Source organism: Paenibacillus agaridevorans (genome assembly GCF_003112455.1).
GTDB classification, from domain to species: Bacteria; Bacillota; Bacilli; order Paenibacillales; family Paenibacillaceae; genus Pristimantibacillus; species Pristimantibacillus agaridevorans.
Window position 1 is genome coordinate 35,782 of record NZ_BDQX01000192.1, and the last position, 26,961, is coordinate 62,742.

Annotated in this window: 26 protein-coding genes and 2 tRNA genes; 3 read left to right on the forward strand and 25 right to left on the reverse strand. The window is 53.1% G+C overall.

Going from position 1 to position 26,961, the window contains the following annotated elements:
- The first annotated feature begins 78 nt into the window (after positions 1-78).
- Both PAT3040_RS18480 and PAT3040_RS18485 read left to right on the forward strand, forming a co-directional pair.
- Complete coding sequence (locus tag PAT3040_RS18480) at positions 79-855, forward strand: formate/nitrite transporter family protein (RefSeq protein ID WP_108993889.1); 777 nt, start codon at positions 79-81, stop codon at positions 853-855.
- 56 nt (positions 856-911) lie between these two features.
- Positions 912-1,826, forward strand: coding sequence for an L-lactate dehydrogenase (locus PAT3040_RS18485; protein WP_108993890.1), 915 nt, complete (start codon positions 912-914; stop codon positions 1,824-1,826).
- 222 nt (positions 1,827-2,048) lie between these two features.
- On the opposite strand, the gene PAT3040_RS18490 is transcribed toward PAT3040_RS18485, so the two are convergent.
- From PAT3040_RS18490 to PAT3040_RS18600, 23 genes are all read right to left on the reverse strand, one after another.
- Positions 2,049-2,318 (reverse strand): HPr family phosphocarrier protein, encoded by a 270-nt coding sequence (locus PAT3040_RS18490; protein ID WP_068678916.1) that lies wholly within the window; start codon positions 2,316-2,318, stop codon positions 2,049-2,051.
- Positions 2,319-2,512: 194 nt separating this feature from the next.
- Complete coding sequence (whiA, locus tag PAT3040_RS18495) at positions 2,513-3,454, reverse strand: DNA-binding protein WhiA (protein ID WP_087571755.1); 942 nt, start codon at positions 3,452-3,454, stop codon at positions 2,513-2,515.
- A 6-nt stretch (positions 3,455-3,460) separates the two neighbouring features.
- Positions 3,461-4,447: a gluconeogenesis morphogenetic factor MgfK gene (gene mgfK / locus PAT3040_RS18500; protein ID WP_087571793.1), complete on the reverse strand. Its 987-nt coding sequence runs from the start codon at positions 4,445-4,447 to the stop codon at positions 3,461-3,463.
- Positions 4,448-4,461: 14 nt separating this feature from the next.
- A complete protein-coding gene (gene rapZ, locus PAT3040_RS18505; RefSeq protein ID WP_087571754.1) occupies positions 4,462-5,349 on the reverse strand; it encodes an RNase adapter RapZ in 888 nt (295 codons plus the stop codon).
- Positions 5,350-5,360: 11 nt separating this feature from the next.
- A complete protein-coding gene (locus tag PAT3040_RS18510) occupies positions 5,361-6,311 on the reverse strand; it encodes an ROK family glucokinase (protein WP_087571792.1) in 951 nt (316 codons plus the stop codon).
- Positions 6,312-6,591: 280 nt separating this feature from the next.
- Positions 6,592-7,539 (reverse strand): thioredoxin-disulfide reductase, encoded by a 948-nt coding sequence (gene trxB / locus PAT3040_RS18515; RefSeq protein WP_087571753.1) that lies wholly within the window; start codon positions 7,537-7,539, stop codon positions 6,592-6,594.
- A gap of 22 nt (positions 7,540-7,561) precedes the next feature.
- The gene (locus tag PAT3040_RS18520) at positions 7,562-9,316 is read right to left on the reverse strand and encodes a tetratricopeptide repeat protein (protein ID WP_087571752.1); all 1,755 of its coding nucleotides are present in this window, start codon (positions 9,314-9,316) and stop codon (positions 7,562-7,564) included.
- A 137-nt stretch (positions 9,317-9,453) separates the two neighbouring features.
- Positions 9,454-10,404, reverse strand: coding sequence for a ribose-phosphate diphosphokinase (locus PAT3040_RS18525; protein ID WP_087571751.1), 951 nt, complete (start codon positions 10,402-10,404; stop codon positions 9,454-9,456).
- Between the two features lie 147 nt (positions 10,405-10,551).
- On the reverse strand, positions 10,552-11,235 hold the full coding sequence (gene hisIE / locus PAT3040_RS18530) for a bifunctional phosphoribosyl-AMP cyclohydrolase/phosphoribosyl-ATP diphosphatase HisIE (protein ID WP_108993905.1): 684 nt from the start codon (positions 11,233-11,235) through the stop codon (positions 10,552-10,554).
- A gap of 11 nt (positions 11,236-11,246) precedes the next feature.
- Positions 11,247-12,005, reverse strand: a complete 759-nt coding sequence (hisF, locus tag PAT3040_RS18535) for an imidazole glycerol phosphate synthase subunit HisF (RefSeq protein ID WP_108993891.1) — start codon at positions 12,003-12,005, stop codon at positions 11,247-11,249.
- A gap of 421 nt (positions 12,006-12,426) precedes the next feature.
- Positions 12,427-13,059 (reverse strand): imidazole glycerol phosphate synthase subunit HisH, encoded by a 633-nt coding sequence (hisH, locus tag PAT3040_RS18540; protein WP_087571749.1) that lies wholly within the window; start codon positions 13,057-13,059, stop codon positions 12,427-12,429.
- A gap of 1 nt (position 13,060) precedes the next feature.
- Positions 13,061-13,660: an imidazoleglycerol-phosphate dehydratase HisB gene (gene hisB, locus PAT3040_RS18545; RefSeq protein WP_108993892.1), complete on the reverse strand. Its 600-nt coding sequence runs from the start codon at positions 13,658-13,660 to the stop codon at positions 13,061-13,063.
- A 509-nt stretch (positions 13,661-14,169) separates the two neighbouring features.
- Entirely contained in the window at positions 14,170-15,465 is a 1,296-nt protein-coding gene (gene hisD / locus PAT3040_RS18550) for a histidinol dehydrogenase (RefSeq protein WP_108993893.1), read from the reverse strand.
- Between the two features lie 53 nt (positions 15,466-15,518).
- Entirely contained in the window at positions 15,519-16,163 is a 645-nt protein-coding gene (gene hisG, locus PAT3040_RS18555) for an ATP phosphoribosyltransferase (RefSeq protein WP_108993894.1), read from the reverse strand.
- A complete protein-coding gene (locus tag PAT3040_RS18560; protein ID WP_108993895.1) occupies positions 16,164-17,423 on the reverse strand; it encodes an ATP phosphoribosyltransferase regulatory subunit in 1,260 nt (419 codons plus the stop codon).
- Between the two features lie 254 nt (positions 17,424-17,677).
- On the reverse strand, positions 17,678-18,199 hold the full coding sequence (locus tag PAT3040_RS18565; protein ID WP_108993896.1) for an acyltransferase: 522 nt from the start codon (positions 18,197-18,199) through the stop codon (positions 17,678-17,680).
- Entirely contained in the window at positions 18,186-18,863 is a 678-nt protein-coding gene (gene ppaX / locus PAT3040_RS18570) for a pyrophosphatase PpaX (RefSeq protein ID WP_108993897.1), read from the reverse strand. Before ppaX ends, PAT3040_RS18565 begins: the two co-directional genes overlap by 14 nt.
- 24 nt (positions 18,864-18,887) lie before the next feature.
- Positions 18,888-19,979, reverse strand: coding sequence for a prolipoprotein diacylglyceryl transferase (lgt, locus tag PAT3040_RS18575; protein ID WP_087571742.1), 1,092 nt, complete (start codon positions 19,977-19,979; stop codon positions 18,888-18,890).
- A gap of 104 nt (positions 19,980-20,083) precedes the next feature.
- The gene (hprK, locus tag PAT3040_RS18580) at positions 20,084-21,022 is read right to left on the reverse strand and encodes an HPr(Ser) kinase/phosphatase (RefSeq protein WP_087571741.1); all 939 of its coding nucleotides are present in this window, start codon (positions 21,020-21,022) and stop codon (positions 20,084-20,086) included.
- 122 nt (positions 21,023-21,144) lie between these two features.
- Positions 21,145-22,617 (reverse strand): DUF4179 domain-containing protein, encoded by a 1,473-nt coding sequence (locus PAT3040_RS18585; RefSeq protein WP_108993898.1) that lies wholly within the window; start codon positions 22,615-22,617, stop codon positions 21,145-21,147.
- On the reverse strand, positions 22,592-23,149 hold the full coding sequence (locus tag PAT3040_RS18590) for a sigma-70 family RNA polymerase sigma factor (protein WP_108993899.1): 558 nt from the start codon (positions 23,147-23,149) through the stop codon (positions 22,592-22,594). The genes PAT3040_RS18585 and PAT3040_RS18590 overlap by 26 nt, the downstream gene beginning before the upstream one ends.
- Positions 23,150-23,290: 141 nt before the next feature.
- Complete coding sequence (locus PAT3040_RS18595) at positions 23,291-24,412, reverse strand: ABC transporter ATP-binding protein (protein ID WP_087571738.1); 1,122 nt, start codon at positions 24,410-24,412, stop codon at positions 23,291-23,293.
- Positions 24,413-24,502: 90 nt separating this feature from the next.
- Positions 24,503-25,648, reverse strand: coding sequence for a PucR family transcriptional regulator (locus PAT3040_RS18600; RefSeq protein WP_108993900.1), 1,146 nt, complete (start codon positions 25,646-25,648; stop codon positions 24,503-24,505).
- Positions 25,649-25,815: 167 nt separating this feature from the next.
- Between PAT3040_RS18600 and ssuE the strand changes: the two genes are divergently transcribed.
- Positions 25,816-26,376, forward strand: a complete 561-nt coding sequence (ssuE, locus tag PAT3040_RS18605; RefSeq protein WP_108993901.1) for an NADPH-dependent FMN reductase — start codon at positions 25,816-25,818, stop codon at positions 26,374-26,376.
- Between the two features lie 334 nt (positions 26,377-26,710).
- On the opposite strand, the gene PAT3040_RS18610 is transcribed toward ssuE, so the two are convergent.
- Positions 26,711-26,786: transfer RNA gene (locus PAT3040_RS18610), tRNA-Lys, on the reverse strand.
- 12 nt (positions 26,787-26,798) lie between these two features.
- A tRNA-Tyr gene (locus PAT3040_RS18615) sits at positions 26,799-26,882 on the reverse strand.
- Between the last annotated feature and the right edge of the window lie 79 nt (positions 26,883-26,961).

Here is a 26,961-nt window from a genome sequence, read left to right on the forward strand (position 1 = left end):
AAGCTATTATGGTTTTAGCAGGATGTTCCATCGCCTGCAGCCCGCAACCAGCCCATTATGCATCAAGAGGTGTTACTCATGGAAGTAGAAGCGTTAAGCAAGGTCGAGCAGCTCGCCCTAAAGAAGCTGCGCATATACAAAAATAGCGTCTGGCGTTACCTGTCTCGCTCCATGCTGGCCAGTATGTTCATCGGGTTCGGCGTTATCGTCGCCTTTAAGACGGGCAGCTTCTTCTATTTGGAGAATTCGCCGCTGACCTATCCCATGGCCGCAATCACGTTTGGCGCAGCCATCATTCTGATCAGTTACGGCGGAGGCGACCTGTTTACGGGTAATACCTTCTACTATACATACGCAGCTTTGCGCAAGCGCATGAGGTGGTTGGATACCGTCAGGTTGTGGGTACTTAGTTACTTAGGCAACATCCTGGGCGCCGCCGCGTTCGCCTTGCTGATTTGGACGACCGGCTTGTTCTCAAGCCCCGACGTTAATGCTTTCTTGCTCGAGGTTGTGCACAAAAAGATGACCGCGCCGACTTCGGAGCTGTTCTTCCGGGCCATTCTTTGTAACTGGCTGGTCTGCCTTGCCTTCTTCGTTCCTATGTCGATGAAGAGCGACGGAGCCAAGATGTTCGCCATGATGTTGTTCGTCTTCTGCTTCTTTATCTCGGGCTACGAGCACAGCATTGCCAACCTATGCACCTTCGCCATCGCATTCGTGTTGGATCCCGGAAACTTCTCTTATTCGGGAGGCTTCCACAACATCATCCCCGTCACGCTGGGCAATCTGATCGGCGGCGGCATCCTGATGGGATGGATGTACCACTACGTCAACAAGCCGTTCTACGAGGATTAAACGCAGTATCATACGGCGATCGCCGTGAATTCCAGTACAAGGAGCGATTCCATTCCATGAAAAAATCCAAAATCGTTATTATCGGCACCGGAGCCGTCGGCTCGACTACTGCATATACGCTGCTGCTTCGCAATCGCGTGGACGAGCTGGTGCTCATCGACGCCAACCATAACAAAGCCGCCGGAGACGCGCTCGACATGAATCACGGCATGCCGTTCCTCGGTCAAGCCTCCGTCTGGGCCGGCACTTATGAGGACTGTGCAGGCGCCGACATCATCATCATTACGGCTGGCGCCGCCCAGAAGCCGGGCGAGCCTCGCACCGAGCTGCTGAAGCGCAACGTCGCCATCTTCGACAGCATTATCGAGCAAGTGCTTCCGTATAATGGAGACGCCATCCTGCTGATCGCTTCCAACCCTGTCGACATTATGAGCTATATGGCGTATAAGAAAGCAGGGCTGCCGATACATCGCGTCATCGGCTCCGGCACCCTTCTCGACAGTGCGCGTTTCCGCTACCTGATCGGTCAAAAGCTGGATATCGACCCTCGCAGCGTGCATGCGCATATCGTCGGCGAGCATGGCGACTCCGAGCTGCCGCTCTGGAGCTTGGCCAACATAGCCGGATCGAAGCTGACTTTGTCCGAGGAAGACCGCGAAGACGTGTTCGTCAATACTCGCGATGCCGCCTACCAGATCATCGAAGCCAAAGGCGCGACCTATTATGCCATCGCGCTGGCGCTCGACCGCATCTGCACAGCGATTCTGAGTGATGAGGGCGCCGTACTCAACGTCTCGACCTTGCTGAACGACTATCACGGCGTATCCGACGTTTACCTGGGCGTACCTTGTATCGTCGACCGCAGCGGCGTCAGACAAGTGATGGACATTACGATCACGGAGCAGGAGCGGGAACTTTTGCACAAGTCGGCGGATAAGCTCAAGGGACTAATTTCTACGTTACAGATTTAAGGACATCCCCTCATATACGCAGCAATGGCGGTGCTCGGGTTATGTTACTACCCGTTCACCGCCATTGCTTTTTTATTGTTTCCAGCTGCCAGGGTGTCTTAGAGCCCTCCCAACGCAACCCCTGCGCACGCAAATAAGAGCCCTCTATGCGACCCTCTGCGTCGCACAAAAGACTCCCTTGCTTTGCTCATGAAAGGACGGAAATCCCATCCGAGCTTGCCCTTATTGGTTCTCGAGCTCTTCCTTGCTGACCAATGCGACTAAAGCGTTTACAGCCTGCTCCGCATCCGATCCTTCCGCACTTATTGAAATTTCAGTACCAGAGCTGATCGCAAGGCTCATAATGCCCATAATGGATTTAGCGTTTACTTTCTTATCGTCCTTCTCTACGAATACCTCGGAGGAGAATTTGTTCGCTTCTTGAACGAATAGCGCTGCAGGCCTAGCATGAAGCCCAGTCTTCAACCGAACGACAACCGGAAGCCTTGTCATGGAAACATACCCCCTATATTTTACTGAATCATCTAGCGGAAACGCTTGTCGAAGCCCTTTATGCGGGGGACGTCGTTCCGCGTTGAATTCTGAGGCTAACATAAGCGCCGTGCGCTTAGTGACAGCTTAGAATTGAACATATACCGTCAGAAAAGCCAATTACAACTTATTATATCATTTTACAGGCTGTAGCACTAGGCAAAAGTTGAACCGGACCGTATTTTTTCGGCCATTTCGTCAATTTTGCGAAGTCGGTGATTGACGCCGGACTTGCTGACTTGCCCTTTCAGCATCTCGCCTACTTCCGTGAGGTTAAGGTCGGGATGCTGCATCCGAATGACCGCGACCTCGCGCAGCTTGTCAGGCAGGCTGTCGAGTCCGATCTCCTTCTCCAGCAGCTTTATGTTATCGATCTGCCGAACGGCAGCGCCGATCGTTTTATTCAAATTGGCGGTTTCGCAATTGACGATCCGATTGACGGAATTTCGCATGTCGCGCATAATCCGAACGTCCTCGAACTTGAACAACGCTTGGTGTGCGCCGATGATGTTCAAAAGTTCGATGATCTTCTCGCCTTCCTTGATATAAAAAATAAAACCTTTCTTTCGCTCGATGCATCTCGCGTTCAAATCGAATTTGTTCGCCAGATCGACGAGAGCGCCGCAATGCTCTTCGTACATCGAAGCAATCTCCAGATGGTAGGACGAACCCTCCGGATTGTTAACAGAGCCTCCGGCAAGGAAAGCGCCGCGCAAGTAGGAGCGTTTGCAGCAAGGCTTGCGCACGATCTCTTTGTCGATGCCATCATTGAACATAAAGCCTTCGGAGACGATTCGAAGTTCGGCCAGCGTCTCCTGCACCTTGGCGGGAAGACGTACGATATAGACGTTATTTTTCTTAAGCCTCATCTTCTTGCGTACGAGCAGCTCTACATGCAGGTCGAAGTGCTTCTTGATCAGTGAATATATTCGGCGCGCGATCGCGGCATTCTCCGTCGAGATGTCAAGAACGACCTTGCGGCTGGATAAGCTGACCGAACCGTTCATCCGTATAAGGGCCGATAATTCGGCGCGCTCACAGCAGCTGTCCGCTTCTACCATCGTCAGCTCTTTTTTTGTTTGGGCCGCAAAAGACATTCTGCCTCACCTCTTTCGTAACATCCAATTCTCCACCAGCTTGTAGATATGATGGCTTAACCGCTCCGCGTCGTGACGCAGGAACGTACGGAACAACACAAGCTTGTCGGCGATAACCTTGTACCCTCTGCGGGTGACCTCGTCAATGTCCAACTGGACAGCCTTGGCCCCAAGCTCGGCGTACTTGCTCTCCACCTGCGGCGGAATCTCGCCGTCGTTTACGATGACATAATCGAATAAATGATGGCCGATATGGGCGTGAATGGCGTCCAGATGATTGCTGACCGTATAATTATCCGTCTCGCCCGGCTGCGTCATCACGTTGCAGACGAACAGCTTGACTGCCTCCGACTCCACGATTGCCTGAGCCAGCTTGGGAACGATCAAGTTCGGCATGATGCTCGTGTACAGACTGCCAGGGCCGATCAGAATGGCGTCGGCCTGTTCGATGGCTTCCACAGCTTCCGCGAGCGGCACGACATCGGCAGGCTCCAGGAACACGCGCTTTATCGCCTTCCCCGCTTTGGGGATTTGCGATTCCCCCGTCACGATAGTTCCGTCTTCAAGCTCCGCCTTAAGCACGATTGCACGATTTGCCGCCGGCAGCACACGCCCGCGTACGGCCAGCACTTGGCTAAGCTGACGAATGCCCGTCACGAAGTCTCCGGATAGATCCGTCATGGCGGCCAGCATCAGGTTGCCGAGGCTGTGTCCCGCAAGTCCGTTGCCATTTTTGAAGCGATACTTCAGCATGTCGGCAAGCAGCGGCTCCACGTCGGCGAGCGCCATCAGTACGTTGCGGATGTCGCCCGGCGGCGGAATCTGCAGCTCATTTCTTAATATGCCGGAGCTGCCGCCATCATCGGCGACCGTAACGATCGCCGTTATGTCGAGCGGCTTCTCCTTCAATCCTCGCAGCATGACGGAGAGACCCGTGCCGCCGCCGATGACGACGATCTTGGGACGACGAACAATCTTTTGGATCGTCTGCATGTTCTCCCCCCGAATCAATGCTTATCACGCTCCGAATCCCGATGGCTTACGCGTACCCGCTCCGTGTCGCTGCTGCCGAGCACCTTGCCCAAATACTCCGCAATGGCTACGGATCGATGTTTGCCGCCTGTGCAGCCGATGCCTATCACAACCTGGCTCTTGCCTTCCTTGCGGTATAACGGGATGAGGAACTGCAGCATATCGATCAGCTTCGCGAGGAACTGATGCGTCTCCGGCCACTTCATCACGTACTCGTAGACATCGGGATTCTGGCCCGTGTTGGGACGCAGATGCTCGACGTAATGCGGATTGGGCAAAAATCGAACGTCATAGATCAAGTCGGCATCGATCGGAATGCCGTACTTGAAACCGAACGAGGTTACATTAACGGAGAGGTTGCTTTGCTCCACATTCGTGAAATGGGTAATGATACGTTCCTTGAGCTGCAAAGGTTTCAGGCTGGTCGTATCGATAACCTGGGAAGCCGAGCCTTTGAGATCCTCCAGCAAGCGGCGCTCGTTATGGATGCCTTCCAGCGGAAGCCCCTGAGGCGCCAGCGGATGCCGGCGCCTGCTCTCCTTGTAGCGCTGGACGAGCACTTCGTCCGTAGCGTCCAGGAACAGGATTTCGCAGCTTATTGTATGATGATCTTTGATATACGCCAATGATTCCGACAGCGCCGTGAAAAATTCGCGTCCCCGCAGGTCGATAACGAGGGCAACTTTGCCGATCTTGCCGTTTGACTGCTCGATGAGCTCCGCGAACTTGGGAATGAGCACCGGCGGAAGGTTGTCGACACAGAAGAATCCAAGATCCTCCAGGCTTTGCACCGCAATGGTCTTGCCCGCGCCCGACATGCCGGTAATGATCACTAGCTTAGCAAGCGTTGCCGTCGTTTCCATGCGTACACCTACTATCCTCTAAGAATGAGTCCTGCAGCGCCTACGACGCCCGCATCGTTGCCCAGCGTAGCCGGTACGATCTTGACGCCTTCCTTGGCTTGGTCCTGTGTATATTTCTCGAACACTTCGCGAATCTGGTTAAATAAGAAGTCGCCGGCCTTCGATACGCCGCCGCCAATAATAAAATATTGCGGGTTCAAAACGATGGAGAGCATCGCCATCGATTTGCCGAGATAATAAGCGGCGCGGCTCACGATGCGCGCAGCCACCTCGTCGCCGGCTTTCGCCGCGTCGACAACGTCCTTCGCCATAATGTTCTCCACCTGCGCAAGGGTCGTCCGGTCGCCGCGAGCCACGGCGTCCTTCGCCATACGAATGATGCCTGTCGCGGACGATACGGTCTCCAGACAGCCCATCTTGCCGCAGCCGCACTGGATTGCTTCCAAATCCGGAACGATCGCGATATGGCCGAGCTCGCCCGCCATGCTGTTGAAGCCCTCTACGATCTTGCCGTCTATAATAATGCCGCCGCCGACACCAGTGCCGAGCGTATAACATACGCAATGCGCTACGCCTCTGCCTGCGCCTGCCCATGCTTCGCCCAGCGCCGCAACGTTCGCGTCGTTGTTCACTTTAATGGTTTTGCCAAGTTCCCGCTCAAGGAAACCCTTTAAATCCGTATTCTCGATGTACAGGTTTGCCGAATATTTCACGTAGCCCTTCGAGATGTCCAAGAAACCCGCGATACCGACGCCTACGCCGTCCACTTGCTCCCAGCCGTAATTAGACTGTTCTACAATGTTGCGCGCGTACCTCGCGATATTATGAAGAATAGCGTCCGTACCTTTATCCGTTTCCGTCGCCCCTTCATAGGTATGAAGGAGTTGCCCTTCTGCGTCGCACAGGCCTACCTTAATGGTTGTGCCGCCGACATCGACGCCCACGTAAATCTTCTCAGACATGACAATAGCCACCTCGTTTACATAATTAACATTCTCTGTTCCAACTATAAGCGTTGTTTCCGCGTCGGTCAAGGTGAAACGGCTTTCCTCATCCTATGGCGTGCAACGCGTTTCATTCGCGAAAATGAAGAGGACCGCCGCCTGATAATTGCCGACTTCTCAGGTGCAGTCCATCTATGCGGTCGCGGCGAGGACAGCCCAAGCTGCCTGTTGTGCCCAGACGAGCGTCGCGCAGGTCACGCTTTAACGTTCCTCGTCGTTCCCGCCGCCGCATGGTCGATTACAGCGACTGGCTCCAGTCATGCGTAATGGATCCTTCCAGGAACCGTTCGCAGTCGAGCGCGGCCATACAGCCGCTGCCCGCTGCCGTGATGGCTTGACGATACTTGCTGTCCTGCACGTCGCCGCAGGCGAATACGCCCGGAACATTCGTCTCCGAGGAGCCTGGCTTGACCTGAATGTAACCATATTCGTCCGTGTCAATCTGCCCGCCGAGGAACTTCGTGTTCGGCGTATGGCCGATCGCGATGAAGATGCCGTTCGTTTCGATAACCTCTTCTTCCCCAGTTGCATTGTCGCGCACCTTGAGGCCCGTTACTCCCATGCCGTTAGCCACGACTTCCACTGGCGTGCGGTTAAGGCTCCAACTGATCTTCTCGTTCTCGCGGGCGCGCTCCTGCATGATCTTGGAAGCGCGCAGCTCGTCGCGGCGGTTGACCAGCTCAACGTTCGTGGCGAAACGCGTCAGGAAGTTTGCTTCCTCCATGGCGGAGTCGCCGCCGCCGACCACGATAATCTTTTTGCCCCGGAAGAAGAAGCCGTCGCATGTCGCGCAAGTACTAACGCCTTTGCCCACGTTGTCCTTCTCGCCCGGAATGCCGAGATACTTAGCCGACGCCCCCGTGGAAATAATGACGCTCTCTCCGACGATCTCGCCCTGGCCTTCCACTTGCAACTTGAACGGACGCTGCGACAGGTCGATGGAGTTGACCCATCCCGTCAGGAATTTCGCGCCGAAGCGCTCCGCTTGCTTACGCATATTGTCCATGAGCTCAGGGCCCATAATACCTTCGGGGAAGCCCGGGAAGTTCTCGACCTCCGTCGTCGTCGTCAACTGTCCGCCCGGCTCCGGTCCCTCGATAATGAGCGGGTTCATGTTGGCGCGCGCCAGGTAGATGGCAGCCGTCAGTCCGGCTGGTCCCGTGCCGATAATAATGGATTTGTACATTGATTCTCACCTCATGCCAAATTTAGTCTTCGTTGGGTTCGTGCGAGGAGAAAAACGAGCTGATGCTCTTCATTTTCTCCTTGATGCCGCATGCGCTGTCGATCAGCTTTACGTGTTTGCTTACCGTCGCGATCGATGTTCCATAACGAACGGACACCTCGTGGTAAGAGATCGCACGACGATGCATCTTGGCCGTTAAGTATTCGAGAGCCGCCGCCCAGCCTTCCGATTTCGTCAGCTTGGGAACGTCGGGATAGACGCGCGACAAAAACTCCACCCATAATGTCATCATATCATGCTGCTGGACGAGATCATAATGCTTGCTCATCCGGCTCAGCGCGGTTTGGGCCACTTCCTCCCACTTGTCATGCCATTCCGGCAGCCTCGACGGCACGCGGTTCGGTTCGATGGTCGTCTCCTTGCCTTCCAGCACGACTTTTAGCGGCTCCTGCACGCCGATCGTGCGCAAGACGAAAATCGCGATCTTTTTTAAATAATCGTCTTCGTCCGACTCCAGCAGGAATGCGCGCAATACGTCCTTCACTTCGTTATCTGCAATCATGCCGAACGCCTGAATGACCTGCAGCTTCGTATGCTGGTCCCCATGCCGCAGCGCCCAGAAGAATGAGGAACGGACAAGCGGATCGCTCTTTAGATGATCGGGAATGCCGTCCGTCGACTTCTCCCATAGCTTGAACTGCTCCTCGAAGGGCAGATGGTAATGATAGCTGATAGGCGCTGCGGCGCGTCCCTGACGGAGCTGTTCGAGCTGCTGCATGTAATAATGAGGAACATCGGAGCTCGGGTCGAGCTTCATCGTCGTCTTCCACAGCCGCTCGGCGTCGTTAAGTCTGCCTATGTTGCATGCCGCTACCGCGGCGTAATGGAACAGGCACGGATCTTGCTGTACCTCAGAGTCCTTGGCGAGACGGATGAAATGCCTGTAGGCAATCTCATGTTCGCCCAATATGCCCATCGTCGTCGCGAGCTTGAACACATGCTCCTGATGAAACGGCACTGTCTTGGTCAGCAAATCCACCAGCTCCGCGAGATTGTCCTTGTCTCCTTCGTGCTGATAAAAAATCGCTAGATTGCAAAGCGCGTGCAAATTGCCAGAATCCTGGGCTAGCACACTCCGAATGGCTTCCTTCGCTTTGTCGAACAATCCCATATAATAATAAGCCAGCGCAAGATTATTGCGAGCCGCAAGAAATTCGGGCTGCCCCTCTACGATATCCTCCAGAATGCGTACGGCCTCGGTAAACTTGCCTTCCTCCAGCAGCGCGCGTGCCTGGTCGTGCTCTACCATGCCTTCGCGAGCCTTAATGCTCTTAAGCTCCATCGGCCGCTCCAGCTCGAATTGAAGCAGATCCATCATCTCTTCGGCTTCATCCAGGTATTGTCCCTCGGGATCCTCTTGCAGGTATTTAACGAGCGATTGCTCGGCGGCCTCATACAACTCCATGTTGGCGAAGTTATTGGCCATATAGAAGTGGCATTCCGTCATCATAGGGTCGAGATCGTCCATAATTCGGCCCAAAATCTCGTTGGACTCCTTATAGTTGCCCATCTCCGACAGAATACCCGCCATATTGCAATGATTCACGGGATTGTCCGGTTCGTATTCTACGGCTCTCCGGAAATATTTGAGTGCCTTGTCATAATGGAATCGGTCCAGCGAGCGTACCGCGCGCTCGAAGAAGAATGTAGCGTCCCACTGTATAGAGATAATGTTCGTATTCGCGCCTTCGCCGACCGCCATTCTTTTTTTGTTCATTTGCAAGGCACCTCCTTTTCTATCCTTCGTCAGCACGATTATACCATAGCCGGGCATGTCCCAACATGCTAGAATATGTGGGAAAATCGCGGACAGCCTCCTGGCCGCCCGCGATTTTCGCAATTGGAATATTCCGATTATACGCCTTTGTTCTTGAACAGCGTGCTGATAGAGCCGCCGTCCAGGATGATCCGAGTCGCTTCCGCGAGCAACGGCGCAACGGACAAAATTTTAAATCGTTCCGGCGTCTCCTCGGGCAGCATGATAGAATCGGTCACGATCACTTCTTTTATAGATGGATGGTCTAAACGCTCGATGGCCGAGCCGGAGAACAGCGGATGCGTGGCGCAGACATATACATCCGCGGCCCCGCGTTCCTTAAGGCTTTCGACTACGTTCACGATCGTACCGCCCGTATCAATCAAGTCCTCGATAATGATCGGCGTCTGCCCTTCGACGTCGCCGATGACGTGCGTAATGGAGGACTCGTTGTGCGCGGAGCGCTTCTTGATCATGATGGCGAACGAGGTGTCCAGGTAGTTGGCGAGCTTCTCCGCCGTAGACGCGCGGCCCGCATCCGGAGATACGACAACCGGGTTCTTAATGTTCTTGGACTTCAGGTAATCGCTGATCAGGTCCAGCGCCGTCATATGGTCCACAGGAATGTTGAAGAAGCCCTGGATCGCCGGAGCATGAAGATCGATCGTTATGACGCGAGTCGCTCCGACCGTCGTCAGTACATCCGCCAGCATCTTCGCCGAGATCGGCTCTCGTGGCGCAGCCTTCCGTTCCTGACGAGCATATCCGTAGTACGGCATAATGATGTTGACCGTCCTTGCGGAAGCACGCTTCGCCGCGTCGATCATAACCAACAATTCGACAAAGTGCTCATTGATGGGATGCGAGAACGACTGAACGAGAAAGACGTCGCAGTTCCGAATCGTCTCTTCGTAGTGAACGTAGATCTCACCGCTCTTGAAACGGGACAGTTTGATGGAACCTAGGTTCAAACCAAGCTCTTCGCTAATTTTCTGAGCCAATACCGGGTTTGACGAACCTGAAAAAATACGCACCTTGTCGCTTAACATGATACCCTCCTGAGCGTTTCGACCAAATAATTTATTACTCCAATCAAGCTTACCTGTCCTATTATACATTGATTTATGAAGATTTCAAAAATGTAAAAGCACTATTTTTCGACAAAGTCATGAATTTGGGCGATTTGACTGCCCTTTTTATCGCATTTTGTTCGTCGTCGGTTTGCCGTGACGGTTGTTCAGCTCGCTCATAATGTCGTCGAGAGGCAGCCCTCGTTCGCGCAGCAGCACCATTAAGTGGAAAAGCAGATCGCCGGCTTCGCTGCGAAGTTCGTCGTTGTCCTGGTTCTTCGCTGCGATAATAACTTCAGCGGATTCTTCTCCGACCTTCTTGAGAATTTTATCCACGCCTTTATCGAACAGGTAGGTCGTATATGCGCCTGCCGGACGCTCCGCATATCGCTGAGCGATGATGGTCTCCAGCTTGCCGAGAATGCCGAAACGGTCGGAGGACTCTTCTTCGTCAACGGCGGAATCGGCTTGCTGCGCGCCTGACTCAAGCTCGATGCCGTTATAGAAGCAGCTATACCGTCCCGTGTGGCATGCAGGACCCTGCTGAGCTACGCGAACTAATAGCGTATCTCCGTCGCAGTCGTAGCTCATCGACTCGATGCGCTGCGTATGGCCGCTTGTCGCGCCTTTATTCCACAGCTCGTTGCGGGAGCGGCTCCAGAACCAGGTCGTCCCGGTCGAGACGGAAAGCCCCAAGGACTCCTCATTCATGTAAGCGAGCATGAGCACTTCCTTGCTTTGCGCATCCTGGACGATCGCGGGAACGAGGCCGTCCTCGCTCCACTTGATGGCAGCCTTCAATTCATTCATGTTGCTTGTCGTCACCTGACCTCAACTCCTTTGCTCCGCAGATCGTCCTTCACTTGTGCTATCGTGAGTTCTTTGTAATGGAAAATCGTAGCCGCAAGAGCGGCGTCCGCCTGCGCATCCTGGAATACTTCCGCGAAATGCGCAATGTTGCCGGCACCGCCGGAAGCAATGACCGGAATGCCTACGCTCCGAGAGACAGCCCCCGTCAACTTCACGTCGAAACCGTCCTTCGTACCGTCGGCGTCCATGCTGGTCAGCAAAATCTCGCCCGCTCCCAGACGCTCTACCTCGCGCGCCCATTCCAAGGCCCGAATACCCGTCGTCTGCCTTCCGCCATGCGTATAAACTTCCCACTCGCCCCACTCGGGATTATACTTTGCGTCGATTGCGACGACGATGCACTGCGATCCGAAGTGCCGCGCTCCGTCTGAAACGAGCGTTGGATTTTTGACTGCGGCCGTGTTGATGCCGATCTTGTCCGCTCCTGCTCGCAGAATCCGCTTCATGTCGTCGACATGAGAGATGCCGCCGCCAACGGTGAACGGAATCGTAATTTCGCCCGCCGTACGCTTCACGACCTCAATCATCGTCGCACGTCCTTCCACCGACGCCGATATGTCGAGAAACACGAGTTCGTCCGCACCCTCGCGATCGTAGGTCGCCGCAAGCTCTACAGGATCGCCTGCATCGCGCAGGTTGACGAAATTAACGCCTTTCACCACTCGCCCGTCCTTCACGTCCAAGCACGGTATTATACGTTTCGCCAGCATAGGTTATCCCTACCTTTCCATCTTTCATCGAAATGCGTGACAATGGCCGTCTCACCGAGTTACCATTGTTTCGCTAACGGACACAGGAGTCGCTATTTCGATAAAAACGTATGTTTTGTAAATCTAAAGGATACAAACGACGCTATTTCATCCAAAATGGGGGATACACTCTCCGGTTGAAGTCAATAGGGTATTTGATGTCCGTTAACTATTTCAGTTGATTGAATTTGACCAATTTAGCGTCTCATGTGTCCGTTGTCCGTTGGCAATTAACTACCCAAGAAGGACAGTTTTCCTTATTGTCGGATTAATCGCTTAATCGGGACCCGCTAACGATGCGTCAGCCGGAAATCATTGGCCTTCGTAGCATCGGTCATTGGTTGATTCGTTGTTTCGTTTTCGTTGTTTCGTTGTTTCGTTGTTACGACACATTCGCTGCTATTTTGGGGCTGCCCGTCAACGCCAGGAAATTATCCAGCAGCTGCATGCCGAGCTCTCCGCTTTTCTCAGGATGGAACTGCATGCCGTAGACGTTATTCCGACCTACTATCGCGGTCACGTCGCCATTGTAGTCTGTTGTCGCCAGCAAGTCGGAAGCTTGCTCCGGCTTCGCGTGGAAGGAGTGGACGAAGTAGACATGCCCCTCTTCTAGTCCGCGAAGCAACGGCGATTCGGTTTGTCGGAACTGCAGCTTATTCCAGCCCATATGCGGAATTTTGTAGCTGCCGTTGAAGCGGATGACTCGGCCAGGCAGCAAGTTCAGTCCTTCATTGCGGCCGTATTCCTCGCTTTCGCCGAACAGCAGCTGCATGCCGAGACAAATGCCCAGCAGCGGCTTGCCCGATTCGGCATAAAACTTCACCACGTCGTCGAGCTTCGTATTACGCAGGTTCTGCACCGCATCTCCGAACGCGCCGACGCCTGGCAAAATGGCACCCTCGGCCTCCACGATTGTCTCGGGATCCGCCGTCACGATAGCCTCGTAGCCGAGTCTTTCAACTGCCTTGCTTACGCTGTGCAGGTTGCCCATCCCGTAATCGATGATTGCGATCATGCTACAATACTCCCTTCGTCGAAGGCACTCCTTGCACGCGTGGATCGATGCTGGTCGCCTCGTCAAGCGCGCGTCCCAGCGCCTTGAATACGGCTTCGATCATGTGATGCGTATTTTGTCCGTAGTGTACGATAACGTGCAGCGTAATCCGCGCCTCAAGCGCCAGCTTCCACAGAAACTCGTGGACAAGCTCCGTCGAGAAGCTTCCGACTTGGGCGGATGGATACTGAGCGCGATATTCGAAGTGCGGCCGGTTGCTGACGTCGATCACCACTTGCGCAAGCGCCTCGTCCATTGGCACGAACACGCTCGCGTAACGCTTGATGCCGCGCTTGTCGCCCAGCGCTTCGCGCAGCGTCTGCCCCAGGCAGATACCGATATCCTCGACCGTATGGTGGTCGTCGATATCGATGTCGCCTTGCGCCTCTACGCTCAGATCGAACTGTCCGTGCTTCGCGAACAGGTCCAGCATATGATTCAGGAACGGTACATCCGTCTCCAGCTTCGCCGCGCCCGTACCGTCTACCGAAAACGCCAGCTTGATGTCCGTTTCATTTGTTTTGCGCGCTACCGACGCTTCACGTTTGTTATTATCAGTCATCTTCGTTTCCTCCTGATTGGTATATGTCTCTTATCTCTATCTGATGTGCGGCGAAGTCGTAAGTCGGTCTCAACGACTTAACTCCCTTCGTACGCATCATTTGAGGCATTTAAGTCGGTCCCGAAGACTTAACTCCCCTCGTACGCACCATTTGGGGCATTTAAGTCGGTCTCGACGATTTAACTCCCCTCGTACGCACCATTTGAGGCATTTAAGTCGGTCTCAACGACTTAACTCCCCTCGTACGCACCATTTGAGCATTTAAGTCGGTCTCGACGACTTAACTCCCCTCGTACGCACCATTTGAGGCATTTAAGTCGGTCTCAACGACTTAACTCCCTTCGTACGCACCATTTGAGCATTTAAGTCGGTCTCGACGACTTAACTCCCCTCGTACGCACCATTTGAGGCATTTAAGTCGGTCTCACCGACTTAACTCCCTTCGTACGCACCATTTGAGGCATTTAAGTCGGTCTCACCGACAAAACTGCCTCGCCAGTCGGGCCGACCTATGCGCCCGATCCGCCTTCCTTCTCCAAACGGATCTCGATCGCGCGGGCATGGCCTTCCAGCCCTTCGTGGCGCGCGAGCGTCATAATTTTGTCGCCATTCGCGAGCAGCGCTTCCTTGCTATAGTAGATCAGGCTCGACTTCTTCATAAAGTCGTCTACGTTCACCGGAGACGAAAATCTCGCCGTACCGTTCGTCGGAATAATGTGGTTCGGACCCGCAAAATAATCCCCCACCGGCTCCGAACTATACGGTCCCAAGAAAATCGCCCCCGCATTTTCGATGTGACCCAGCAGCTTCATGGGATCGGCCGTCAGCACCTCCAGATGCTCTGGCGCGAGCTGATTTACGACCGCGATGCCCTCATCGATGGAGTCCACCAGCAGCACCGCTCCGTAGCTGTCGATGGAAGCCCGCGCGATCTCCGCGCGCGGCAGCGTCGCCAGCTGGCGCTCTACCTCGGCGGCCACAGCCTCCCCCAACGCCTCGGACGGCGTTACGAGCACGGCCGAGGCCATCTCGTCATGCTCCGCCTGCGACAACAGGTCCGCCGCGATATAGGCCGCATCGGCATTCTCGTCGGCGAGCACGACGATCTCGCTTGGTCCGGCGATGCTATCGATATCGACAGCGCCGAACACCGCCCGCTTTGCCAGCGCCACGTAAATATTGCCCGGTCCCGTAATCTTGTCGACCGGAGCGATGCTCTCCGTGCCATACGCAAGCGCAGCGATGGCTTGAGCGCCTCCGACCCGGTACATCTCCCGCACGCCCGCCTCAGCGGCAGCGACGAGTATATACGGGTCGATACCCGCTTTGCCGCCCGTTGCAGGAGGCGTCACCATGACGATCTCCGGCACGCCTGCCACCTGCGCCGGAATGACGTTCATCAGCACGGACGAAGGGTACGCCGCCTTGCCGCCGGGCACATAGACGCCGACACGCTTCAGCGGCCGCATAATCTGCCCCAGCATGGTACCGTCCGATGATAAGTCCATCCACGAATTTCGTTTTTGCTTCTCGTGGAACGTCCTAATATTAACGGCAGCCTCGCGAATCGCCGTCAGGAACCTCTCGTCTACATCGCTGTATGCCGCTTCGATTTCCTCTCGCGTTACACTAAGCTCTTCCGCTACCATCTTCACGCCGTCGAACTGCTCGGAGTACCGCAGCAGCGCAGCATCGCCCTCCGCCTTCACGTCTCCGACGATCTTCAAGGCGCTGGCATTCTGCTCGGGCGTTCCGTATTCCACCTCGCGTTTCAATCCGAATTGCTCGGCGCGCATTATTCGCATCCCGCTTCCGCTCCCTCCATCTATCTTTGTCTCCACCACTCGCCTGTGCCGCTCTAAACTTTAGCCGAAATCACCTCATGAAGCTTGTCGCATAAGCTTTGGATGCTGTCGTTCTTCATCCGGTAGCTGACGCGGTTCGCGATCAGTCGGCTCGTAATGCCGAAGATGGATTCCATCTCGACAAGGCCGTTCTCCTTGAGCGTCTGCCCCGTCTCCACCATATCAACGATTCGGTCGGCCAGCCCGATCAGCGGCGCCAGCTCGATGGAGCCGTTCAGCTTAATAACCTCCACCTGCTGACCTTGCTCGCGGAAGTACGCCGATGCCACGTTGGGATACTTCGTCGCCACGCGCGGATGAATCGTCGGCTTCCAGTCCGGCAGACCAATGACGGACATGCGGCACTTCGCGATACCGAGATCCAGCAGCTCGTAGACGTCCTTGTTCTCCTCCATCAGCACGTCCTTGCCAACAATGCCGATATCCGCCACGCCGTATTCCACGTAAGTCGGCACATCGACCGGCTTCGCCATAATGAACTCCATATTCGCTTCCGGCAGCTCGATGATCAACTTACGCGTATCGTCAAAATCGCTCGGAATCGGCAAACCCGCTTCTCGAAACAGCTTGGATGCCTGCTTATAGATCCGCCCCTTAGGCATCGCGACCTTTAATATTTCCTTACTCAATCCGTTCATCTATACGCCGCCTCCTTCTACGCCAAGGAACACGCCAAGCTCGCTATACCGCAAGCCCTTGTACGAAAATGCCGCTGCCCCTGTGCCGTTGTCCGCATCCCCCATAACCTCGGCTTGTTTGACCGCGACTACGTCAGTCAACTCGCGATCCAGACTCTCTGCCCGCTCCGTCACGACAGCTGCTCCCTGACCGCGAAGCCGCTGGGCTTCCGCCAACGCTTCCTTGCGTCCTGCCGTGTTGTAAACGATCAGCGTACGCTCTTCGGCAACATTATCCTCTGCTCCCAGCAGCTCCAGGATACGCGTAGTCTTTAGCGCGAAGCCTGTCGCCGGCGCCGGGCGGCCGAACTGCGATAACAGATTGTCGTAGCGCCCTCCGCTAACGACAGGGAATCCAAGATCCGCCGCATAACCCTCGAACGTCATGCCCGTATAATAAGAGAAGTCGCCGATCATCGTCAGATCGATCAGAACATGATCGCATACGTCGTACGCCTTGAGCACTTCCCATGTCTCGCATAGATGATTGATCGCGTCCTTGGCGGTCTCTCCTCCATGCAATTGCATCGCCTGTTCGCAAATTTCGGCTCCGCCTCGCAATCTCAAAATACTTTCCAGTTCGCGTCGAACCGGTTCCTCCAGCGACAGCTTGCCAAGCTGCTCGCGATACCCGACATGATCTCTGCCAAGCAAGCAAGCCTTCAGCAGTTCCTGCTCCTCCTTGCGATTTTGCAGCGCTTCGCCGAGCAAGCCATTGAGGAAACCTACATGGCCGATTGCAATCTTAAAGCGCTCCACGCCCTGAGCCTTCAGCGACGCAATCGCCAGCGCGACCACCTCGGCGTCCGCCTCCGCCGACGAATCGCCGACGAGCTCCACGCCCGTCTGGAAAAACTCCGCCTCCCTGCCGGCTTCCTCCTCGATGGAACGGAATACATTGGAATGATAAGACAGTCGCAGCGGGAAGCTGGACTCCTTGAGAAGCGACGATACAACGCGGGCGATCGGCGCGGTCATCTCGGATCTCAGCACCAGCGTCGTGCCTCTATTGTTAAGCAACTTATATAGTTTCTGATCGGATGTAGAGCTTGCAACACCAACCGTATCATAGAACTCCATCGTTGGAGTCATGATTTGTTCGTAGCCCCACTTCTCCATGCATGCGAGCGCCTCGCGCTCGATATGACGCAGCTTTTTGACTGCATCTGGCAAATAATCCTTGACACCGATTGGCTTTTCGAACATTTTTGGCTTAGACATATCCGGGTCTCCTTCGGTTTGCTGTATTGTCTTTGAGGAGCTTCTTTAAAGGTTTTCTCGCATTTATCTCAATCAATCATCCTAATCACTTTAATGCGTTAAATCGCTAATATGGTACCTTGCTAATAAAATAAAGAATTTCAATCGATCTTAGCATGCACATCGGCCTCTCGTCAAGCTAACCGCGCAAAAAATAGACGTCCCATCTGGCTGCTCCCGCTCCCGGACGGAAATCGGCGCAGCCTGCTGGACGTCTAGCTTTCGCCATCTCCAGCCATGTTGCTGGCTGACGATGGTTTTGATTCGATGAGGCGCATCGGATTGCCTCCTACGAAGGCGGATGCGGGTACGTCCTTATGTACGAGCGTACCGGCGGACACAATCGCATGATCGCCGATTCTCACGCCGGGCAAAATGGTGCAATTCGCTCCGATCATGACGTGATCGCCAATGACGACGTCTCCGATCCGGTATTCGTTGATGAGATATTCATGAGTCAATATCGTCGTGTTGTAGCCGATAATCGAGTTGCGTCCGACTGTAATCCGTTCGGGAAAGAATACATCCACCATCACCATGAGCGCGAAGGCGGTATGATCGCCTACCTTCATCCCGAGCACCTTGCGGTAAATCCAATTTTTCCACGATAATTCAGGGCAATAACGAGCCAACTGGATCGCGATAAAATTGCGGACGGCTTTCACGCGGCTGACCGTTTTATATACCTGCCACAGCGCGTTAGGGCCGTCCACGGAATGCCGATCAACGTTCCGCAAGGATCTCCCGCTCCAATCCGGCGAAGGCGTACAGCTCCCGCATGTCGTCGATGACATAAGCGGCTCCGGCATCGCGCAGAATTTGACCGCCTTTCATCGACCATGCCACACCAACCGGAAGAACACCGGCCGCCGAAGCCGCCTCCATGTCAACCGTGCTGTCTCCAAGCATCAACGCTGTCGCCGGATCGGCTCCGAGCAACTCCAACGCTTTGAGCACCGGCTCGGGATGCGGCTTTGCATTCGCAACATCATCGATCGTGATAACGACGTCCATGTAAGAATGGATGCCGACGAACTTAAGTCCCCGCTCCGTTGTCAGTCTCATCTTTGTCGTCACGACACCCAGCTTGACGCCATTCGCTTTAAGCCTCTCGAGTACTTCCTTCACGGCTTCGAACGGCTTCACGTAATCGTCATGCAGCCTAAGATTAACTTCGCGATAGGCATCCACGAGATGATTGACATCCTCTAGTCCGGAGAAACGCCTCATCTGATCGACCAGCGGCGCCCCCATGCTCGGTATAATATGGTCCCGGCAGAACCCTTCGGGCACAGATCCCTTGAGCGCCTCCAGAAACGAAGTAATAATCAATTCGTTCGTATCCAAAATAGTACCGTCCAGATCGAACAGCATCGTGCGAATATCGTTCCTTACCTCCATGCTTTGTTTACCTCCTGCTGTCTGTTAACTATCTTTGCGGGTATCGTCCGGTGTTATAATGGGGCTCTCTGAATCATCTTGCTGGTCAGCCTGCTCGGCTACTACACTCGACTTGTCTTTCTTAGCAGCGATTTCGTTGTTATCGGAATCAGCGCCAGCACCTTCGATCAGACCGTTGCGTTCAGGCTTGGTCGTGACGATCGGATCAAGGTATCTGACAGTTGCATTGCCCGTTGCACGTCTAATAATAATGAAGGCGATCGCAGCGACGATCAACAGCAGCGCCAACATTTGCGAAATTCTAATATTGCCGTAAGCCGGATCCAGATACCCCTGATCGAACACTCCAGTCATTGGCGTCCATAGTGCATTAATGAAGTCTGCGACCCACTTCGGTCCGATAAATGCCAGACTGTCTATGCGAAGCGCTTCAATAAAGAAACGGCCGATGGAATACCAGATAAAGTAAGCGGCCATAAGCTCGCCGGCCCGCAGGAACTTCTGACGGCGCAGGATGAACAGAATACCCAGTCCCACCAAACTCCACAGCGATTCGTACAAAAATGCGGGATGGCGGAATGCGCCTTCCGGAATAGCGGAATCCACAATGAACATATGGTTTACGATGAAGGAAGGAATGTGCAGCGTGTTGCGCAGAAATTCCTCGCTGACCGGTCCCCCGTAAGCTTCTTGGTTCATAAAGTTGCCCCAGCGGCCGATCATCTGGCCAATTAACAGAGCCGGTACGCAAATATCAACGATGCGCCAGAAGCTGTAGCCCTTGTACCTGGAGTAAATAATGCCGCAAATAAAGGCGCCGATAATCGCGCCGTAAATAGCGATGCCGCCCTCCCAAATTTTGAAAATATCGAGCGGGTTATCCTTATAATCTTCCCACATAAACGCCACATAATAAATTCTCGCTGCAATTATAGCCGACGGAGCGCCAATCAACAGCAAGTCCATAAAGAAATCCGGCTTGATGCCGAACCGTTTGCCCTCGCGCACCGCGAGCAGAAGCCCCGCCAATGCAGCTAGTCCCAAAATAATGCCGTACCAGCGAACCGACAGCGGCCCGAGTGTGAATACGACAGGATCAATCGCAAGCATGCTCATCGTTTTCAATTTCCCCTTTTCTACCTTTAGTGAATTGAATTGCCGCCTTGCCTTCCCGAAAGCGCTGACGGTCCCGTTGGGGAAGCGCCAGCGCCCTCCTTCAATCAATCATAGTCGTCCATGTCGTCGGCGATTGTCTCTGTCAGCTTGTTCGTGAATTGCAGCGCGGCGTTGTAGCCCATCCGTTTCAGTCGGAAGTTCATGGCTGCCACTTCGATAATAACGGCAAGGTTACGCCCCGGACGAACCGGTATCGTCACTAGAGTTACGTCGGTGTCGATAATCCGTGTCGTCTCCTCGTCCAACCCCAGCCTATCGTATTGTTTGTCCTGTTGCCAGTTCTCCAGCTTGATAACCAGGCCGATCCGCTTCTGCGAACGAACGGCACCCGCTCCAAACAACGTCATGACGTTAATAATGCCAAGACCACGAATCTCTAACAAATGTCTAATGAGCTCAGGCGCTGATCCATGCAGCTGACCGTCCGAAGTTTGTCGGATCTCGACCGCATCATCCGCGACAAGGCGATGACTGCGTTTCACCAGCTCAAGCGCCGTCTCGCTCTTGCCGATTCCGCTGCCGCCAGTAATCAGCATGCCTACGCCATACACATCTACCAAAACGCCATGAATCGTGGCTGTCGGAGCAAGTTTGCGCTCAAGGAAATCCGTAATGCGGCTTGTCAGAATCGTTGTGGCGATATTGCTGCGCAGCACGGGGATATTCGTTTCATTCGACTGGTCAATCAGCTCCTGCGGCGCATCCAATCCCCTGGTCAGAATAATACATGGCGTCTCTTCATTACATAACCGAATCATTCTGTTCTTGCGTTCCTCACTGTCGAGCATGCTAAGGAACGAAATTTCAGTCTTGCCAAGCAGCTGCACGCGCTCCACGGGATGATAATGGAAGTAGCCGGCCATCTCAAGCCCTGGTCGATACAGATCATCCACTGTAATGTTGCGCTTCAAACCGTCTTCGCCCGCCAATATTTCCATCTGGAAATGGCGGACCAGCTCGGATACTTTCACTTTCTTAGCCAATGGTTCGGCCTCCTTCTTAAAGCAGCTATGTGATAGGGCGTTATGTATGTGTATTTCCAATGTCTTCATCGTAATGCAAAAAGACGCCAAACGCAACGTTTCCGCCGCGTGGCGTCTTCTTCTTATTTGATGGGAATCGCAATTTCCTTAAAAGCATGACCGAGATATTGTTCGATCTCGATAGTCAAAGGCTGAACATACTCTTCGTTCGGGATATTATAATAATAGGTTACTCGATGCCTGTCACCTGCTCCGAACCGTGAAACCGTCGTACCGTTGGTGCCATAGCTTGTTCCTCGTGTGATCGAATAGGCAGTTCCTTCGGCATCTCGCACAACGCCGTTAAAACCAAATAAAAGAATATCTCTCATAACCGTCTGTGGATCATCCGCCTGCGACAATTCAAACGACAGATCTATCGCTTCACCTGACTGCCTTGCCTCGCCAAGCTTCAACCGTCCATCAGGCGCCTCTAGCAGCTTCCCTTGCTCCGTATCGATTACAACCTTCATTCCGCGATCGGACATCAGCAATCCTTTCGCCTTCAACGTTAAAGTCTCCGGCTTCTGGAAGTACGAGCTTTGGAAATGACGGACGATCTCCGTGTCGAGATCCCCCATTCCCGATTTCGTCTGGTAGCTTCTTCCTCGTTCGTCCACAAGCTCCAGATCAATAAAGTCGTTCAGCCTTTTCTCATTCCCGGATGCACTTTTAAACGTAATCGACACCTGCAGCGGCGTTATAACGGCTTTCTTGATCTCGATCCGCTGCCCCTCAACCTCGATCGTCTGATTCAAGTCAATGACTTCGGTCATCTCATCGAATCGGCTATGGTCGATCGGAACCTGCACCTCCAGCCATTCGCTGCCTAACTCCAGCTTAAACTGTATTTCGTGCGGCACGGGTTCGCCAGGCGCCATCATAATGTCCAGATAATCCTGTACAACACTGTCCTTATTATCCTTTTCCCGAAAATAATGAGCAGAGCCGATTGAGGCCACCACATTTCCGCCGTTCTCATTTTTGAGCTCATAGGACAGAGACGGTGTATCCTCCTCACTAATCCCCGGCCCTTCAGCCGTATACAACAACACAACCCGCTGTGCATCCGCTATAACGCCGTTCACCGTAAATGTATAACCATTTCGTTCGTCGGACTTGCCCACGACCTGAATGTATTCGTTGTCGATCGCCGATTGCAAGGAGCCATCGTAGCTTACCAACTCCACAAATCCGGCGAAACCAGGTATATCTTTGACAATAGCAGCGAAGCCAGGAGAGATTCGTACAAAAGCCGTTAATACAAACAACATCGCAAGGACTGCAGCGCTTAGCTGAAGGCTCATTCGCTTGCCGCGCTGCCGTGCACTTCTCTTGCGCCCTTTTTCCATTCCATCAGCCAATGCTTGATGCAGCTTTGAAGTTAACAAAGACTCCTCGCTTAATTGGATGCTCTGTCTCACCAGATCCGCATCTTTTAATAAGACGGCAACCACCTCTCCGTCTGCTTGTTCTATATCCCTTTCATCGATTCCAGTATCATCCGGGCACTCTTCCTCTTCCGACGCTCTATCCTTCTTCAGCCAATCGCTCATGCCGAATCCCCCCCTCCCTTTCGCCGATTTCCGCTCTTAATTGCTTCAGTGCTTTGTGAAGCCACGTACGTATTGTCCCATCCGGCTTCTCCATCATTTCTGCGATTTGCGTAATGGTCATGTCCCTGTAATACTTTAATACAATCACCATTTTGTAATGGGGAAGCAGCTTTGCCAACTGCTCCTCTATACCGAGACGTTCGATCGATTCTTGACCAGGGCCTGCAATATCTTTTAGTGCCGAATCCGAAGGCATTTCCCGCTTTCTTTTTTTCCTTTCGTCCATACAGACGTTTATTAAAATTCGAATCATCCAAGTTGTGAAATATCTACTGTCTTTCAAGCTTTTTCTTTTGCTCCAAACGCGGCACACCGTTTCCTGTATGGCTTCCAGCGCGTCATCCTCATTACGCAAGTATGCAAAAGCAATGCCGTACATTTTGTCCTTTTCCGACTGAATTCGTGCCAGCAGCGTTTCTTGGCTCCAATTCTTCAGCCCTTGGACATGCGTTGAATCCTCATTCTCTTGCACGACATCCCTCCTCGACAACCTGTCTCGTCTCTTTCCCGTTAAGTATTAGACTCTTTAGGAAAGCAAACGGTTTTCCCCTCCGAAAAAATAAAAGAACCTCAGGCTTATGCCTAAGGTTCTCTATTATAAGGGGGATTAGAATTAGCTTTCGAAGATGTTCAGTTCGGACTCTTTGTCGAAGAGGTGAACTTTGTTCATGTCCAGGGCCAGCTTTACGCTTGCACCATCACGGATTGCAGAACGGCCGTCTACACGAGCGATTACCGTGTCGTTGCCGATACCGTTCAGGTACAGATACATTTCGTGACCAAGGTTCTCGGCTACCTCTACGTTCGCGTTTACGATCGTGCCAGGGGAAGCTTCCAGGAACACAGGCTCTTCGTGGATGTCCTCAGGACGAATGCCGAGGATGACTTCTTTGCCGATGTAGCCTTTGGAACGAAGCGTTGCCGCTTTGCCTTCTGGTACAACCACGTCAACGCCGGAAGCTTTGAACTTAACTGCGCCGCCTTGCTCGCTCAGCGAGCCCGTTACGAAGTTCATGGAAGGAGCTCCGATGAAACCTGCAACGAAGATGTTAACCGGATGATTGTACAGTTCCTCTGGGGAAGCCGTTTGTTGAATGAAGCCGTCTTTCATAACGACGATGCGATCGCCCATTGTCATGGCTTCGATCTGGTCATGCGTTACGTAGATCGTTGTTGTTTCCAGACGTTTAGTCAGCTTGCTGATCTCCGCGCGCATTTGGCCACGAAGTTTGGCGTCCAAGTTGGAGAGCGGCTCATCCATCAAGAATACTTGCGGTTCACGAACGATTGCGCGGCCCAAGGCAACACGCTGACGTTGACCGCCGGAGAGAGCTTTTGGTTTACGGTCGAGCAAATGCTCGATATCAAGAATTTTAGCAGCTTCACGAACGCGTTTGTCGATGTCTGCTTTTTTGAATTTACGAAGTTTCAGACCGAACGCCATATTTTGGTACACGTTCATATGCGGGTACAAGGCGTAGGATTGGAATACCATCGCGATGTCGCGATCTTTAGGAGCTACGTCGTTCACGAGACGGTCGCCGATGAACAATTTACCTTCCGAGATTTCTTCAAGACCTGCGATCATACGAAGCGTCGTCGATTTACCGCAACCGGATGGTCCTACCAATACCAAGAATTCTTTGTCCTTGATATCAAGATTTACGTCGGTTACAGATGCTTTATCGGAACCCGGATATTTTTTGTAAATGCCTTCTAAGCGTACGCCTGCCATGATCAATTTCCCCCTAAGAAAAGAATTTCGATATGCATCTATCTTATCCCACAGATGGGCAGATGACTATGCACATACTTTACAAAAAAACTAATTCCTTTTCGTAACTTTGTACAATAGCAAAATGATCTTAACAAGCACGGCATCTCTAAACTGCCGAACATCAAGCCCCGTCTCCTGCTTGAGCTTGTCCAGCCGATATAAAAGCGTGTTCCGGTGAATATAAAGCCTCTTCGCCGTCTCGCTGACATTGCAATCCAATGAGAAAAACGTCTCCAGCGTAGCCAGCATCTCCGGCTCCACAAATAGATCGGCACGCTTCAGCGATTGCTCCAGGTACTTCGCGCGATAGCTCTCCGGAATCGTGTTCAACAGCCTTTCGAGCTGCAGCATCCATGGAAGATGAATATTCGTCCCCACATGGAATTTCCGTCCGAGATTGATCGTTTCGCGCAGCAGCATCGTCACCTCTACCATTCCTTTGGACGGTGTTACTGGAAGCCCGACGGCCAGATGACACTCGCCCAGCCACTCGCTTGCCAACATCTCATGCAGACCGGATGTAATGGAAGCAAGACTATCCTCCATCGATTCCTCTTCTGTCGCATCATAAGGTTCGGCATCCTCATCTCTGAGCAATGCCATCGGTCCCCAGATCAACCATTCCTGACTCTTGAGCGGAATAAGCAGAATATCCTCCGACAGAAACGACTTGAGAAGCTTCTCAAGCTCGGTGTAAGCCGCCGCCTTCGTGGTCGTTGTCTGCTCCGTTATTAGAAGGAAAGGAATCATGTCGTAATACAATCGGCTGCCCACTGTGAGATGATCGGGCAAGGAATAAGCCGGTTCATCGGAGTCCAGCTGCTGCTGGAGCCATTCGCTTAACCGCTCAGCGAACCGTTCCGAATCGCTAATGTTAGCATTCGGCTTCGCGGGCGGGTTGCGCACCGTCATGTAAAGCGTCCAACTGATCAGATCCTTTTCCTTCGTCGTCAACGAAGTGTCCGCGATTTCAAGCACGGACAGCTCCTGTTTCTGCCTTCCTGCAATAAACCAGGTCGACGACTCTGCCTTTTCGATTCTTGTACCGGGGGCAAGTGCTTCGCTCTTATCGGGCTGCCACTTGGCATCGGCTTCTTGTACGAACGTTTCCCATTCCTGGACCGTTCTCGTTTTCAATTGAATAGGGCTATTCAGAATGTGCTGCAGCGGCATCAACCAGTCTGTCTTGCTCATTACTTAATCTCCACTCTCCATGAATAGACGCTTTTTTATCATTGTACCATAACCCTGCGATGAATATTAATTAGCATCCGTTTGACCCTACTCCCGATTCATGATACTCTACTGCCAAACGATTCCTGGGGGCAATATATGCCCCAGCCACGAAGGAGAACTGTTCTATGTCCACAATCGCAATCATTTCCGGTAGTCCCAATGCAACTTCCCGTCTCAACGGCATCATCGATTACGCCCGTAAGGAAATAGAATCCCTTGGTCACACGACTAATACGATAACCGTAGTATCTCTGCCTGCTGATGATCTTGTCCATGCCAGATTCGGCAGCGCCTCTATTGTAGAGGCCAACCGGATCGTCGAAGAGGCGGATGCCGTCATCATTGCCAGCCCAGTATACAAAGCTTCCTACACTGGCGTATTGAAAGCTTATATCGACCTGCTCCCGCAGAAAGGGCTGGAAGGCAAGCTTGTTGCCCCTCTCTTCATCGGCGGAACGCTTGCTCACTTATTGAGCATCGATTATTCATTAAAACCGGTCCTGTCTTCCATGGGTGCAAGACATTTCGTTCGCGGCGTCTATGCGACAGACGAACTGGTGACACGCATTCAAGACGGCTCAGTCGAAACCAAATTCGAGCTCGGCGCCGATCTGCAAGGACGTCTTCAAGAGACGGTAAAGGAGCTCGATGCAGAATTGCGTATGAGAGCGGCGTTTAATAAATAGTACGTGGCAATAATAAAAGGGCCGACGCATGATGAAATGCGTCGGCCCTTTTCAAGTAAGAAAATCCGTGTAGACATCCGTCACTCACCGCCTAACGGACATAGGAAACACTATTGGCATCATCCCGGCGCCAGTTAGCTTCATTATGAACAAATAGCTTTTCTCCTGAGGCTGTCGATTCATTCATTGTGAGTAACTCGGGCACATAACGTCGTTGATGTCCGTTATATTTATAAGCCATATAAGCTGCGTGTGAAAATCGCCATATTGCGTCATTTCCATACAACAAAAAAAAGAGGCATCGCCTCTTGTCTGGTTAATTAGTAATAAAAACTGGTGAGCCATGAAGGACTCGAACCTTCGACACCCTGATTAAAAGTCAGGTGCTCTACCAACTGAGCTAATGGCTCCTGTTAAGGAACTGGTGGAGGATGATGGATTCGAACCACCGAACCCGAAGGAAGAGATTTACAGTCTCCCGCGTTTGGCCACTTCGCTAATCCTCCACGTTATAAATCCTAATGGTGGCTCGGGACGGAATCGAACCGCCGACACGAGGATTTTCAGTCCTCTGCTCTACCGACT